The sequence below is a fragment of the Amycolatopsis sp. lyj-84 genome, assembly GCF_046549075.1.
Lineage (GTDB): Bacteria > Actinomycetota > Actinomycetes > Mycobacteriales > Pseudonocardiaceae > Amycolatopsis.
On record NZ_JAJPWO010000016.1, the window covers coordinates 100672 to 113877 of the forward strand.

At 69.1% G+C, this 13206-nt stretch carries 14 protein-coding genes; 6 read left to right on the top strand and 8 right to left on the bottom strand.

Going from position 1 to position 13206, the window contains the following annotated elements; genetic code table 11:
* Nucleotides 1-3: 3 nt before the first annotated feature.
* The 5 genes from ACLJRM_RS36550 to ACLJRM_RS36570 are packed head-to-tail and all read left to right on the top strand — an operon-like array spanning nt 4 to nt 4084.
* Nucleotides 4-297, top strand: coding sequence for an urease subunit beta (locus ACLJRM_RS36550; RefSeq protein ID WP_410665672.1), 294 nt, complete (start codon nt 4-6; stop codon nt 295-297).
* Nucleotides 297-2018 carry an urease subunit alpha gene (locus ACLJRM_RS36555; protein ID WP_410665673.1) on the top strand — a complete coding sequence of 574 codons (1722 nt, stop codon included), beginning with the start codon at nt 297-299 and terminating at the stop codon, nt 2016-2018. The genes ACLJRM_RS36550 and ACLJRM_RS36555 overlap by 1 nt, the downstream gene beginning before the upstream one ends.
* Complete coding sequence (locus tag ACLJRM_RS36560) at nt 2018-2692, top strand: urease accessory protein UreF (protein ID WP_410665674.1); 675 nt, start codon at nt 2018-2020, stop codon at nt 2690-2692. The genes ACLJRM_RS36555 and ACLJRM_RS36560 overlap by 1 nt, the downstream gene beginning before the upstream one ends.
* Entirely contained in the window at nt 2682-3389 is a 708-nt protein-coding gene (ureG, locus tag ACLJRM_RS36565; RefSeq protein ID WP_101610823.1) for an urease accessory protein UreG, read from the top strand. Before ACLJRM_RS36560 ends, ureG begins: the two co-directional genes overlap by 11 nt.
* Entirely contained in the window at nt 3386-4084 is a 699-nt protein-coding gene (locus ACLJRM_RS36570) for an urease accessory protein UreD (protein WP_410665675.1), read from the top strand. The genes ureG and ACLJRM_RS36570 overlap by 4 nt, the downstream gene beginning before the upstream one ends.
* 85 nt (nt 4085-4169) lie before the next feature.
* Here the strand turns inward: ACLJRM_RS36570 and ACLJRM_RS36575 are convergent, their stop codons facing one another.
* Nucleotides 4170-5261 (bottom strand): lipase family protein, encoded by a 1092-nt coding sequence (locus ACLJRM_RS36575; RefSeq protein WP_101610821.1) that lies wholly within the window; start codon nt 5259-5261, stop codon nt 4170-4172.
* 91 nt (nt 5262-5352) lie between these two features.
* Between ACLJRM_RS36575 and ACLJRM_RS36580 the strand changes: the two genes are divergently transcribed.
* A complete protein-coding gene (locus ACLJRM_RS36580) occupies nt 5353-5973 on the top strand; it encodes a TetR/AcrR family transcriptional regulator (RefSeq protein WP_410665676.1) in 621 nt (206 codons plus the stop codon).
* Nucleotides 5974-6044: 71 nt separating this feature from the next.
* On the opposite strand, the gene ACLJRM_RS36585 is transcribed toward ACLJRM_RS36580, so the two are convergent.
* From ACLJRM_RS36585 to ACLJRM_RS36615, 7 genes are read right to left on the bottom strand one after another with little or no spacing between them, the layout of a single operon-like run.
* Nucleotides 6045-6638, bottom strand: a complete 594-nt coding sequence (locus ACLJRM_RS36585) for a GTP-binding protein (protein ID WP_101610819.1) — start codon at nt 6636-6638, stop codon at nt 6045-6047.
* Entirely contained in the window at nt 6616-6996 is a 381-nt protein-coding gene (locus tag ACLJRM_RS36590) for a DUF742 domain-containing protein (RefSeq protein ID WP_101610818.1), read from the bottom strand. Before ACLJRM_RS36590 ends, ACLJRM_RS36585 begins: the two co-directional genes overlap by 23 nt.
* A gap of 20 nt (nt 6997-7016) precedes the next feature.
* On the bottom strand, nt 7017-7442 hold the full coding sequence (locus tag ACLJRM_RS36595; protein ID WP_005156032.1) for a roadblock/LC7 domain-containing protein: 426 nt from the start codon (nt 7440-7442) through the stop codon (nt 7017-7019).
* Nucleotides 7439-10123, bottom strand: coding sequence for a nitrate- and nitrite sensing domain-containing protein (locus ACLJRM_RS36600; RefSeq protein ID WP_101610817.1), 2685 nt, complete (start codon nt 10121-10123; stop codon nt 7439-7441). Before ACLJRM_RS36600 ends, ACLJRM_RS36595 begins: the two co-directional genes overlap by 4 nt.
* Before the next feature lie 14 nt (nt 10124-10137).
* The gene (locus ACLJRM_RS36605; protein ID WP_101610816.1) at nt 10138-10914 is read right to left on the bottom strand and encodes an ABC transporter ATP-binding protein; all 777 of its coding nucleotides are present in this window, start codon (nt 10912-10914) and stop codon (nt 10138-10140) included.
* Nucleotides 10911-11870: an ABC transporter permease gene (locus ACLJRM_RS36610; RefSeq protein WP_101610815.1), complete on the bottom strand. Its 960-nt coding sequence runs from the start codon at nt 11868-11870 to the stop codon at nt 10911-10913. Before ACLJRM_RS36610 ends, ACLJRM_RS36605 begins: the two co-directional genes overlap by 4 nt.
* A complete protein-coding gene (locus tag ACLJRM_RS36615) occupies nt 11867-12871 on the bottom strand; it encodes an ABC transporter substrate-binding protein (protein ID WP_168214418.1) in 1005 nt (334 codons plus the stop codon). The genes ACLJRM_RS36610 and ACLJRM_RS36615 overlap by 4 nt, the downstream gene beginning before the upstream one ends.
* Nucleotides 12872-13206 lie beyond the last annotated feature (335 nt).

Genomic DNA, 13206 nt, shown 5'->3' on the forward strand with positions numbered 1-13206 from the left:
CGGGTGCGCCCAGGAGAGATCATCACCGGCGCGAAGCCGGTCGAACTGAATCCCGGCAGGCCGCGGATCCGGCTGCTCGTGCGGAACCTCGGCGACCGGCCCGTCCAGGTCGGTTCGCACTACCATTTCGCGGCGGTCAATCCGGGACTCGAATTCGATCGCGAAGCCGCGCGCGGGCACCGTCTCGACGTGCCCGCGGGAACTTCGGTTCGTTTCGAACCGGGCGTCGAACGGGAAGTCGACCTCGTTCCGCTGGCCGGGAACCGGCGCGTGCCCGGCTTGCGGAAGGAATCCTGATGCCGTCGATCGACCGTGAGCGTTACGCCGAACTCTTCGGCCCGACGACCGGGGACCGGATCCGCCTCGCGGACACGGACCTGCTGATCGAGGTCACCGAAGACCGCAGCATGGGGCCGTCCGGCAGCGGGGACGAGGTGCTGTTCGGCGGCGGCAAGGTGATCCGCGAATCCATGGGCCAGGGGATGGCGACCAGGGCCGAAGGAGCGCCGGACCTGATCATCACCGGCGCGGTGATCCTGGACCACTGGGGGATCATCAAGGCCGACGTCGGCGTCCGGGACGGCCGGATCGTCGGCATCGGCAAGGCGGGCAACCCGGACACGATGGACGGTGTGGATCCCGCGCTGGTCGTCGGACCGTCGACGGAGGTGTTGTCCGGCAACGGGAAGATCCTCACCGCGGGCGGGATCGACTGCCACGTCCACTTCATCTGCCCCCAGCTGACCGATACCGCGCTGGCGTCCGGGCTGACGACCCTGGTCGGCGGCGGGACCGGGCCGGTCGAGGGCAGCAAGGCGACCACGGTCACGCCCGGCGCGTGGAACCTCGGCCGGATGCTGCAGGCGATGGACGGCCAGCCGGTCAACGTCCTGTTGCTGGGCAAGGGGAACACCGTCCGGCACGAGGCGCTGCGCGAGCAGCTCGCCGCCGGCGCGGGCGGGTTCAAACTGCACGAGGACTGGGGAAGCACCCCGGCCGCGATCGACGCCTGCCTCGCCGTGGCCGACGAATCCGGCGTCCAGGTGGCGATCCACACCGACACCCTGAACGAGGCGGGTTTCCTGGAGTCCACTGTGGACGCCATTCGGGGCCGTTCGATCAACGCGTACCACACCGAAGGCGCGGGCGGCGGGCACGCGCCGGACATCATCCAGGTCGCCGGGCTGCCCAACATCCTGCCTTCGTCGACGAACCCGACGCGCCCGCACACCGCGAACACCCTCGACGAGCACCTCGACATGCTCGTCGTCTGCCACCACCTGAACCCGTCCGTGCCCGAGGACCTGGCGTTCGCCGAAAGCCGCATCCGGCCGACGACGATCGCGGCCGAGGACGTCCTGCACGACCTCGGCGCGATCTCCATGATGAGCTCGGATTCCCAGGCGATGGGCCGGATCGGCGAGGTGATCATCCGGACCTGGCAGACCGCGCACGTGATGAAGCGGCGGCGCGGCGCGCTGCCCGGTGACGGCGCCGCCGACAATCTGCGGGCTCGTCGCTATGTCGCCAAATACACGATCAACCCCGCGATCGCGCACGGGATGGAACGCGAGATCGGTTCGGTCGAGATCGGGAAACTCGCGGATCTCGTGCTGTGGGAGCCGAAGTTCTTCGGCGTCCGGCCGCATGTCGTGCTGAAGGGCGGATTCCCGGCATGGGCGGCGATGGGCGACGCGAACGCGTCCATCCCGACACCGCAGCCGGTGCTGGCCCGGCCGATGTTCGGCGCGGCCCCGAGGGTCGCGTCCGCGAGCAGTTTCCATTTCGTGGCGCAGGAAGCGATCGACAACGAGGTGGCCGAACGGTTCGGCATCTCGCGGACACTGGTGCCGGTCTCGAACACCCGCTCCCGAGGCAAGGCCGACATGGTGCTCAACGACGCCACGCCGGACATCCGGGTGGAGCCGGACAGTTTCGCCGTGCACGTCGACGGTGAGCTGATCGAACCGCAACCGGTGACGGAACTGCCGATGGCGCAAAGGTACTTCTTGTTTTGATGGACCTCGCCGCGCTCATTTTGGCCGACTCCCGGTTTCCCGGGGGTGGCCACGTCCATTCCGGTGGTCTCGAAGAGGCCGTCGCCCGGAAGCTGATCACGCACGAACGCGACCTGCCGGGATTCCTCTCCGGGCGGTTGCGGACGGCGGGTTCGCTGGCCGCGGTGTTCGCCGCGGCGTCGGCGCACGCGGCCGCCAGAAATGTCCAGAGTGGACATTGGTGGCGGCTCGACCTCGAACTCGACGCCCGGACGCCGTCGCTCGCGCAACGGGAGGCGTCCCGGGCGCAAGGGCGAGGAACGGCGAGGGCGGGCAAGGCGGCGTGGCCGTCTCCGGTGCTTTCCCGGCTATTGAAGGAAACTCCGCGACCGCATCATCCGGTGATCGTCGGTGCGCTGGTCGGGGTGCCCTTCGACGCGGCGATGGCGGTCGCGTACCTGGCGATCAGCGGTCCGGCGAGCGCGGCCGTCCGGCTGCTCGGGCTCGACCCGTTCGCCGTCAACGCCGTCGTGGCACGGCTCTCCGCCGAGGTCCGGGAGGTTTCCCTGCGTGCGGCCGAAGTCGCGGGGGGCGATCCGGCCGAGCTTCCGGCGCCGGGGTCTCCGGCGCTCGATCTGTTCGCCGAGGCACACGCCCGGCATCACAAGGAAGAGGTGCGTCTCTTTGCCAGTTGAGCACGGTCATGGACACGGTCATGTCCACCCGGTCAACTTCGACCCGACCGCCGCCGAACCCGATCACTACGACCAGGCGCCGACCGCCGGGCGCGCGTACCGGATCGGGATCGGCGGGCCGGTGGGCAGCGGGAAGACCGCGCTCACCGCGGCGCTGTGCCGGGCGCTCGGCGACGAGGTGAACCTCGCCGTCGTCACCAACGACATCTACACCACCGAGGACGCCGACTTCCTGCGCAAGGCCGGAGTGCTCGACCCGGAACGGATCGAGGCCGTGCAGACCGGGGCTTGCCCGCATACCGCGATCCGCGACGACATCACCGCCAACCTCGACGCCGTCGAACTGCTGGAGGAGCGCTTCCCGGGGCTGGACCTGGTGATCATCGAAAGCGGCGGCGACAACCTCACCGCGGTGTTCAGCCGGGGGCTCGCGGACAGCCAGGTTTTCGTGGTCGACGTCGCTGGTGGCGACAAGGTGCCGCGCAAGGGCGGTCCTGGCGTGACGACCGCGGATCTGCTGGTGATCAACAAGATCGACATCGCGCATCTGGTCGGCGCGGACATGGACGTGATGACGTCGGACGCGCACCGGATGCGGGGCGAGCTGCCGGTCATCACGCAGTCCCTTGTGGACACTCCGAACGCGCCGGACGTCGCGGCCTGGGTCCGCTCGCTGCTTCCGGTCCGCGCGGGGTGAAGGCACACGCGCGGCTGACCGCCTGCTTCGAGGGCGGCCGGACCGTACTGCGTGAGCTGCGCTCGATGGCGCCGCTCACGCTTCTTCCGAAGCGGGGCGCCGGCGCGACGGCGATCGTGCACCTGGTCAACTCGGCGACGTCGCCCTTGGGTGGCGACGAACTGAAGCTGACCATCCGCGTCTGCGCCGGTGCTTCGCTGCGGCTCTCCGGGGTCGCGGCGACCATCGCGCTCCCCGGCCTGCACGGCGAGGGCAGTGTGTCCGAAGTGGATGTTTCCGTGGAGGACGGCGGGTCGCTGGAGTATCTGCCGGAACCGACCGTGGTGACCGCCCGTGCCCGGCACTCGGCGGTGTTCAAGGCGTCTCTGGCTGCCGATGCCTACCTGCATACGCGGGAGGTGCTCGTGCTCGGTCGGGCAGGTGAGCGGCCTGGGTCTTTGGTGACCACTCAGCACGTGACGCGCGGGGAAGTCCCGGTGCTGCGCCAGACGTTGGAGATCGGTGATTCCACTTTGGACTCCAGTCTCGCGCATCTGGCCGGACGCAGGGTGCTGGCGACCGACCTGGTCGTCGGTGGCCCGGAGCTGCCCGAGGCGTCCGGCGAGTGGTGGTCCCGGACGTCGCTCGCAGCGGGTGGGACACTCACGACGTCACTGGCGCACGATGCCGTGACCGCGCTCAAACCGCTGAGCTGAAGGGGACTTTCCCCGCGTCTAACGCGACGAAAGGGCCCTTCGCCGCATCGCATGCGGCGAAGGGCCCCTTCAGCCCGACTCCCCGTCAGAACTTGGTGCCCAGCCAGGTCATCGCGACCGGCCCGCCCACCGAGACCCCGCCGATGTGTTCCAGCAGCGGGAACTCCTGCCAGGTGACGTCGGCGCCGAGGGCGCGGTAGCGGTCGCGCAGGCCCTTGCCGACCGAAAGCGGGATCAGCTCGTCCAGCGACGCGTGGTACAGGTAGACCGGCGCGCCCGGCTTGGTCTTGCCCGCCTGGTTCTCGCTCAGCCGGGCCTGCCAGCGCGGGTCGGACGGGACGTTCGGCACGGTCGTGAAGTCGTTGAGCCGCGCGAAAGGTGCCGCCGCGCCGAGTTCGACGGTGCACGCTTCCTTGACCTTCGCGACGGCCCTCTCGCCCTTCGCGTTGAGCACGTCGTTGAAGGGTAGTTCCGGGTACGCCGTCGAGTAGCCGACAGCGGCGCCGAGCACCAGCCCGAACGCCGGTCCGCCGTCGTTGAACTTCAGGACCGCGTTCAGGTCCGCCGGGACACCGCCTTCCGCGACGCCGACCAGGTTGACGTCGGGCGCGTAGGACGGCTGCAGTTCGCCGGCGAACGCCGCGGCCTGACCTCCTTGCGAGTAACCGAAAACACCGACCGGTCCGGTCTTGGACAGGCCCGCTTCGGGGACGCGGGAGGCGGCGCGGGCGGCGTCGAGGACGGCCCGGCCTTCGGACTGGCCGACGGCGTAGGTGTGCGTGCCCGGGGTGCCGAGGCCTTCGTAGTCGGTCACGACGACCGCCCAGCCGCGCGAAAGCGCTTGGCTCATCAGGAGGACTTCGTTCTCGGACCCGTTCGTCAGCCGGGTCGACGGCGCGCAGCGGTCGCCGAGGCCGTGGGTGCCGACGGCGTAGCTGACCAGCGGGCGCGGCCCCTTCGTCCACGGCGTGTGCGGGACCAGCAGGATGCCCGACACCGTGTTCGGCTGTCCGGTCGCCGAGGTGGAGCGGTAGTTGAGTTTCCAGGCCTTCGCCGGGGCGGTGGCGATCACCGGCCGGTAGTCGACCAGGTCCCCTGGCGCGTTCGGCGCGGCTTGCGCGGCGGGCGCGCCGATCAGGGCGGCTGCGAGGGCTGAGACCAGAACTGTCCGAAGCACCGTTGCCTCCAGTTTGGTAATTGAGATTTTCGCAATGTAGGCGGTGTTGGTAGCATCTGGCAATCCCTATTACCGAATCGGGGGAGGTCGAGTGGCCCGCACGTACGGCGGGGTCGCACCCGAGCAACGGCGCGCCGAACGGCGTGAACGCCTGCTCACCGCGGCCCTGGACCTGTTCACTTCGACGGGCTACCAGCAGGCGAAGATCACCGAGTTGTGCACGCGCGCCGGCGTCTCGACGCGGAACTTCTACGAGGAGTTCGAGAGCAAGGAGAAGGTGCTGCTGACCCTGCACGAGCGCATCAACGCCCTCGCGCTGGAGCACGTCACCGGGATCCTGGAACGGCTGGAGGACGCGGACGCGGTCACCAGGATCGGGACGCTGCTGGACGTCTTCGTCAGCACGGTGACCTCGGATCCCCGGATGCCGCGGCTGAACTACGTCGAAGCGGTCGGCGTCAGCGCCGCTTTGGAGGAGCAGCACCAGGAATGGGTCGACCGGTGGGCCGCGTTCATCGAGTCGGAGGCCCGGCACGCCGCCGTGGCGGGCGTCGCACCGGACCGCGACTATCACCTGACCGCGATCGCGCTCGTCGGCGCGGCGACCGGACTGCTGCGCGAGTGGCAGGCGCACACGCCGCCGTTACCGGTCGCCGACGTCACCGCCGAACTCCGGGCCCTGATGCTCGCCGCCATCACCCGGCCCGTCTGACGCCCCGGCGTTTCGTCCTCTAGTTGCGGTCTATGCCGTGTGCAAGGACGGCAACTAGAGGACTGAACGCGTCAGGAGGCGGTGGACGCCCGGCGGAAGGTGTTGTGCAGGACGGCCAGCAGCGCGTCCCGGACCGACAGCCGTTGCCGCGCGTCGAAGGTGATCAGCGGGACGTCCTCGCTCACCGCGAGCGCCCAGCGCACGTCTTCGAGGTCGTGCTTGAGGGAACCGTCGAAGACGTTCACCCCGACCACGAAAGGCAAACCGGCCTTCTCGAAGTAGTCGACCGCCGGATAGCAGTCGTCGAGCCGCCGGGTGTCGACGATGACGAGCGCGCCCAGCGCGCCCAGCACGAGGTCGTGCCACATGAAGCCGAACCGGTCCTGCCCCGGCGTGCCGAAGAGGTACAGCTTCACCTCGTCGTCGATGGTGAGGCAGCCGAAGTCCAGCGCCACCGTGGTGGTGGTCTTCGACGGCACCTCACCGCTCGTGCCGTCGACGGCCGCGCCGGCCGAGGTCATGGCGGCCTCGGTGGTCAGCGGTTTGATCTCCGAGATCGCCCCGACGGTGGTCGTCTTGCCGACGCCGAATCCGCCCGCGATGACGATCTTGACCGGTGTCGGCGGCTTGACCGCCGCCGGTTCAGCGAATTGCTTCGAGTCCACGAATGACCCTTTCGATCATGCCGAGGTCCTGGGTGAGGGCTCCGGCCGGGCGCCGGAGCACCACGTAGCCGAGCGCGGCGAGATCCGCCACGAGCACCCTGGCCACGCCGATGTGCAGGCCGAGCATCGCCGCCACTTCGGCGACGGATTTCGTGTCCCGGCAAAGGGAAACGATCTCCCGTCGTTCGAAGGTCAGCCTCGCCTGCGACGCCGCGCCGAGCCTGCTGGTGAGCACCTGCGCTTCGATTTCGAGCGTGCCGTCCACCGGCTGCGCACGGCCGGCGGTGAGCAGATACGGGCGCAGCGGCGAGATGCCCTGATCGCCGCCGCGGGGCCGAGGTACCTGATCGTCGCTCATTCCCTTATCCCCTCGTCATTTCAGCTGCCGACACTCTTCTTGAGTTCCTCGATCAGCGCGGGGGTGAGCACCTCGGTGGCCCGGTTGGCGAACATCGCCATCTCGTAGGCGATCGTGCCGAGGCTGGCCTGCTTGGTGGCGAGCACGCCGAGCGAGCAGCCGATGCTGATCGTGCAGACCAGCAGGTAGCCCTGCTCCAGCTCGATGATGATCTTGTCGGGCGACCCGAGCGGGTGGCTCTCCGAGACACCGTGGGCCAAACCGAGCATCGCCGAGCAGATCGCGGCCAGCCGGTCGGCGTTGGCGCGTTCCAGCTCGGACGACATCGCGATCAGCAGGCCGTCGGCCGACACGGCGATCGCGCCCATCGCGCTCGCCGTGTTCTGTGCGAAGCGCGTCACCAACCAGTTGAAATTCCGGGCTTCGACGCTGACTCCGGTCGTCATCTCTTGCTCTTCTCTCTCTGTTCCATCTCCGGGTTGACGGCTTTCTCCAACCCGTCACTGAAGGCGTCGAACGCGGCACGTTCGGCCTCGGGGTCACGCATGCCCTTGGGCTTGGCGGTGTTCAGGGCGGCCCGCGCGGTCTGGTGGCGCGCGGCCGGTCCTTTCGACAGGCCCGGCGCCAGCTGGGCACCGGGGACCCGGCGGGTGAGGCCGCCGCGGGAGGCGGCGGGAACGGGCGTCGGGGTCGGCATGGGCATCGGCATCGGGTTGCCCGCCGGTGGGCTCACCGGCGGCGGCGGGGCTTGCGGCGGTACCGATTCTGCTGGCCCCCCGGTGGCCTTCGCGAGTCCTGCCTCGAAACCGTCGAAGGCCGCTTTCGCCGCTTCTGGATCATGCCTTGACTTCTGCCGCGACGGTGCTTCGGGGGCACCGGGAAGCTGCGCGCCCTTGACCCGCCGCCGCAGTCCGCCGCGGGTCTCCCCGGAATCGGCGACCGGTGCCGGCGCGGGAGGCTCGTAAACGGGCATTGGTACGGGCAACGGGGTGGGTTCCGGCATCGGCGTCGGCTCCGGGATTTCCCGGTCGGTCTTGCGGAACCACCGGAAGTCCTTGGGGGGCTGGCCGTCGCGCGGGATCATCCCGGCGATCGCCAGTGTGGGCAGTTCGCGTCCGGCCGCCTTGTCCCGCGGCTGGGACTTGGGCTGGGACCGCGGCGGGGCGGGCTCGTCGCCCGGTTCCGTCGTCGGCCACGCCGGCGGTGGAACGGCCTTCTGCACGGGCTGCCGGTAGGTCAGCAGATTCGGCGGGACGGCGATGCGCGCGGTGATGCCCGCCCCCGGCTCGGTCTCGGTCAGTTCGACCTTGAGCCCGTGCCGCCGCGCGAGCCGCCCGACCACGAACAGCCCGAGCACACTGGTCGGCGCCAGTTCGAGCCGCTCGCGTTCGACCAGTCGCCGGTTCTCCTCGGCGAGCCGTTCGGCGGTCATGCCGATGCCCTGGTCCACGATCACGATCAGGCAGGAGCCGTCGGGCAGGATCTTCGTGCCGACGTCCACAAAGGACTCCGGCGGGGAGAACGAGGTCGCGTTCTCCAGCAGCTCGGCGAAGATCAGCACCAGATCCGAACCGAACGGTGACGACAGCAGGACGTCGCCCATCGAGCCCAGCCGGACCCGCTGGTAGTCCTCGATCTCCGCGAGCGCCGAACGCAACGCGGTCGACAGCTCGATCGGTCCGGAAATCCTTGCCTCGTCACGGTTTCCTGAAACGACGAGGAGGTTGTCCGCGTTCCGGCGCAGACGGGTGGAGAGGTGGTCGAGCCGGTAGAGACTCGCCAGCAGGGCGACGTCCTGCTCGTTGCGCTCCAGTTCGTCGACCAGCGCCAGCTGCCTGCCCACCAGGTTCTGCGTCCGCTTCGCGACGTTGGCGAACATCAGGCCGACGTTGCGCCGCGTGACGGCCTGCCGTTCCACCAGTTCGGCCGCGGTGGCCTGCACCCGGTTGAACGCCTCGGCCAGTTTGCCGAGTTCGTCCTGGGAGGACACGTCGATGGTGGCGAGCCGCGGCGCGAGTTCTTCGGCCTGCTCGGTGTCGGTCACGCGGACCAGTTCGGTACTCGCGAGGTCCGCGACCGACGTCGCCGCCGTGGTCAGCTTCCGCAGCGGATCCGCGATCGACCGGCTGACCGCGATCGCGAGACCACCGACCAGCAGGAACAGCACGCCGGCGCCGACACCGATCGTCCACGCCAGGTTCTGCGCGGCGTCCGCTCGCGCGGTCGCCGCGTCGGTGATGCCGGTGGTGACCGCGTCCTGGGCGAGCCGTCGCTGATTCGACTGGGCCTCGACGGCGCCGAGGATGTCCGGCAGCAAGGCCTGCACGGCCTGTTGCCCCCGGGTGTCCGGAAGCCTGGTCTCCAGCGCGTCGACCCGGCGGCCCGTCTCGCCCTGTTCCACCGAGACGACCTGCGTCGCCTGGGTGACGTCGGCCTGCTGCACGAACCGTTCGAGGAACAGCGACGCCTGCTGCTTCGCGTCGTCCAGCACCGGCTCACCCGAATCCGGGGTGATCAGCACGATGATCAGCGCCATCCCGCGCAGCGAGTTCTCCTCGTTCGCGCGCAGCAGCGCGTCGAGCGCGGTCAGCTGCCGGGTGCCCTCCGCGTCACTGGTCTGCTGCGGGACGAGGCGGAGCGAGTTGATGACCGAGTCGATCACCGCGTGGTACGTCCGCGCCACGCTGTCCAGCGAGGCACCGCGCCGGAGCGCGTTCTCCCGGATCTCGCTCAGCGACCCGATCCGCACCAGGGCGGCCGCGAGTTCCTCCGGCGCGTCGGCGCTCAGCTGTGAACGCACCCGGTTCACCGTGTCCGCGACGACGCCCTGCTGCTTCTGCATGGCCCCGCTGCCGGCCGTCGACGACGCGATGTAGTGCGCCGTCAGCAGCCGTTCCCGCTGCAGTTCCCACGCCAGCGTGCCGAGGGCGCGTGCCTGCGACGCGACGTCGGCGGTGGTGCGGGCGGACCGGGCGTCGTCGATCTCCCCGGCGACGTAAGGCACCGACACCAGGACCACGGCGGTCAGCGGCAACATCAGGAGCAGGTTGAGCTTGCCCCGGATGCCGAGTCTGCCGAGCAACCCGGAACGCGGGGTGCGTTCCGGCCGGGTCTTCCCGTGCCTCATGATCACCTTTCTTCTCAGCTTCGTCCGAGGTGCCCGCGGTGCTGCTCCCGGACGAGATCTTCGATGGACGCGCGCAACGCGAGGAACTCCGGCGCGCGTTTGACCGCGAGGTCGCGTTCACCGGGCAGGTCGACCACGATGTCCGCGGCCACCCGGCCCGGGTCCGAGGCGAGCACCACGACGCGTCTTCCGAGGAACACTGCCTCTTCGACGTCGTGGGTCACCATCAGCACGGTGGTGCCGGTGTCGGTCCAGATCCGGCGGATCAGGACCTGCATGTCTTCTTTGGTCTGGACGTCCAGCGCGCCGAAAGGTTCGTCCAGCAGCAGGACGTCGGGTTCGCACACCAGTGCCCGCGCGATCGCGACCCGCTGCTTCTGCCCGCCGGAAAGCTGTTTGGGCAACGACTTCCGCAACCCGTCGAGCCCGGTCTCCTCGAGATACCAGTCGACGCGGCGCGCTCGCTCGGTCTTGTCGAGGTTCAGCAGTTCGAGTCCGAACGCGACGTTGCTCTCCACCGAGCGCCACGGGTACAGCGCCCCGTGCTGGAACACCAGCCCGCGATCCGGGCCGGGCCCGGTCACCGCGTCGCCGTCGAGGGTGATCAGGCCCTCGGACGGTTCCGCCAGCCCGGCGATCAGCGAGAGCAGCGTCGACTTGCCGGACCCGCTCGCGCCGACCACGCACACGAAGTCGCCGCGCGCGATGTCGAGATCGATCCCGTCGAGCGCCCGGGTGGTCTTGCCGCGGACGGTGTAGTCCTTGGCCACGGCCTTCAGCTGGAGCGTCATACCGCCCACTTCCCGACGCGCGTCCGCAGCTGCCGCAACGCGATGTCGATGACCAGTCCGAGCAGGCCGATCACGATCAGCAGCGCGAAGATCCGGTCGGTCTGGGTGAACCGCTGCGCCCGCATGATCCGCAGGCCGAGACCGGCGGTGGCGTTGATCAGTTCGGCGACCACCACGAAGTTCCACGCGGCCGCGGCGTTGACGCGGGTCGCGTCGATCATGCCGGGCAGCGCGTGCGGGACGATCACCTTGCGCAGGACCTCGCCGCGCCGCGCGCCGAGCGTGTAGGACACGTCGATCAGCGAACGCGGCACCCCGCGGACGGCGTCGGCCGTCATCAGCGTGTTGAAGAAGACCGTGCCGAGGAACAGGACCGCGACCTTCGACGGCTCGCCGAGGCCGAGCCAGATCATCAGCAGCGGGATGAACGCGCTCGCCGGCAGGTAGCGCAGCATCGCGATGACCGGCTCGAACAGCGCCAGTCCCGCGTTGAACGTCCCCATCACGATGCCGAGCGGGATCGAGACGAGCACCGCGAGCCCGAAGCCGAGCAGGACCCGCTGGGTGGTGGCCCAGAGGTCGCTGAACAGTTCGCCGGACTCGATCATCTTGAGCAGCGCGTCGAACACCGCGACCGGGGTCGGCAGGAACGTGGGCTTGATGGTGCCCAGCGCGTTCAGCGTCACCCAGATCAGCAGCGGGATCGCGAACGAGGCCACCGCCAGCGTCCACCGCCAGCGCGCGGGGATCGGTGTCCGGAGCGAGAACAGCGGGGAGGCGTTCGGCTTGAGGCCCGCCCGGCGCGGCAGCGGCGACCAGTCCGGTCGCTTGCCATCCCGGAGACGGCCTTCCTGCGCTTCGGCGAGCCGCTGCTCGTCGTCGAGTCGGCGCGCCTCGGCCTCGTCAGCGGCGTCCGTCCGCTGAGTGGCCCGGCGGGCCGAATCCGTGGTGCTCACTTCACCGCCTTGACGTACTGGTCGTCGAACAGCCCGTCGAAGTTGGGCCGGTTCTGCGCGAGCCCGTTGGAGATGATGAAGTCGGCGATCTTGCCGGCCTGGAAATTCAGGTGGGCGGGAGTGACGCCCGGGGTGAACGCGTCGAGGTTCTGCTGCTTGGTGAAGATCGTGGTGCCCGCGTCGTAGCTCTTGTACTCGTCGATCGACACCGCGCCGCGTTTGGCCATGATCTGCACGGCCTCGTCCCGGTTCTGCTTGATCCAGTCGATCGTCTGGAACCAGGTGGTCACCAGCGCCTGGACCTCCTTCTTGCGCTCCTTGGACATCTGCTCGGAGACGACGAGGTGGTCAGGGATGGCACCGGGGAATTCGGCGGACGTCGCGATCGCGCGGCTGCCGGGGCGCTCGAGCGCCTTCGAGGTGAAGGGGGCGAAGGCGGCGACCGCGTCGACCTGCTCGCCGACGAACGCGGCCGCGGCGGCGTCGGTCAGCAGCGGGACCAGCTGGACGTCCTTTTCGGTCAGTTTCGCCTCCTGCAGCGCGAGCAGCAGGAGGTAGTGGTCGACGGTGCCCTGCTCGACGGCGATCTTCTTGCCCTTGAGGTCGGCGACGCCGGTGATCCCCTGGCGGGCGATGATCTTGTCGTTACCTGTCGAGTTGTCGTTGACCAGGACCACCGACAGCTTCGCGCCACCACTGACGGAGGCGAGGGTGTCGTTCAGGGTCTGGCTGTTCGCGTCGATCGCGCCCGAGGAGAGTGCGTTGATGCTCTCGGTGTAGCTGTCGAACCACTTCAGGTCGACGCTCACGCCGTTCTTCTCGAAGAGGCCCTTCTCCTGGGCGACGGCCCACGGGAACCAGCCCGGCCAAGCGCTGTAGCCGATGGTGACCTTGGTGCCGGAAGCGGCCGTGCTGTCGGAACAGGCCGAAAGGGCCGTCACGCCAGCCAGCGAAAGGGCACACAACAACGCCGTCATGACACGGCGGGAACGGGAAATCACAACGCACTCCTGGGGAAGGGGAGTAACAAGGTCGTAGAAAGTTCCGGCGGCTCGAGCGCAGGAGTGATCGACCGACGTCGAACTCCCTCGCGGAAGCCCGGCCGGCAATAGCGGACGGAGCGGCCGCACACCCGGCCGTCCCATCCAAACCTCTGAACACACTGGATAGAGGTGATCACCCCGTTGCTCTCGGCGGCGATCCTATCGAGTGGCGCAAGGTCTACCTAGTGTGATCATCAGCTCTTGCACGATTTGCTGTCACATTCTGCTAAATCAGGAGCGTTCGCCCCAACGGGCGGCGTCCCGGCCGGTGGGCAACCCGGTGCCGCCGGAGG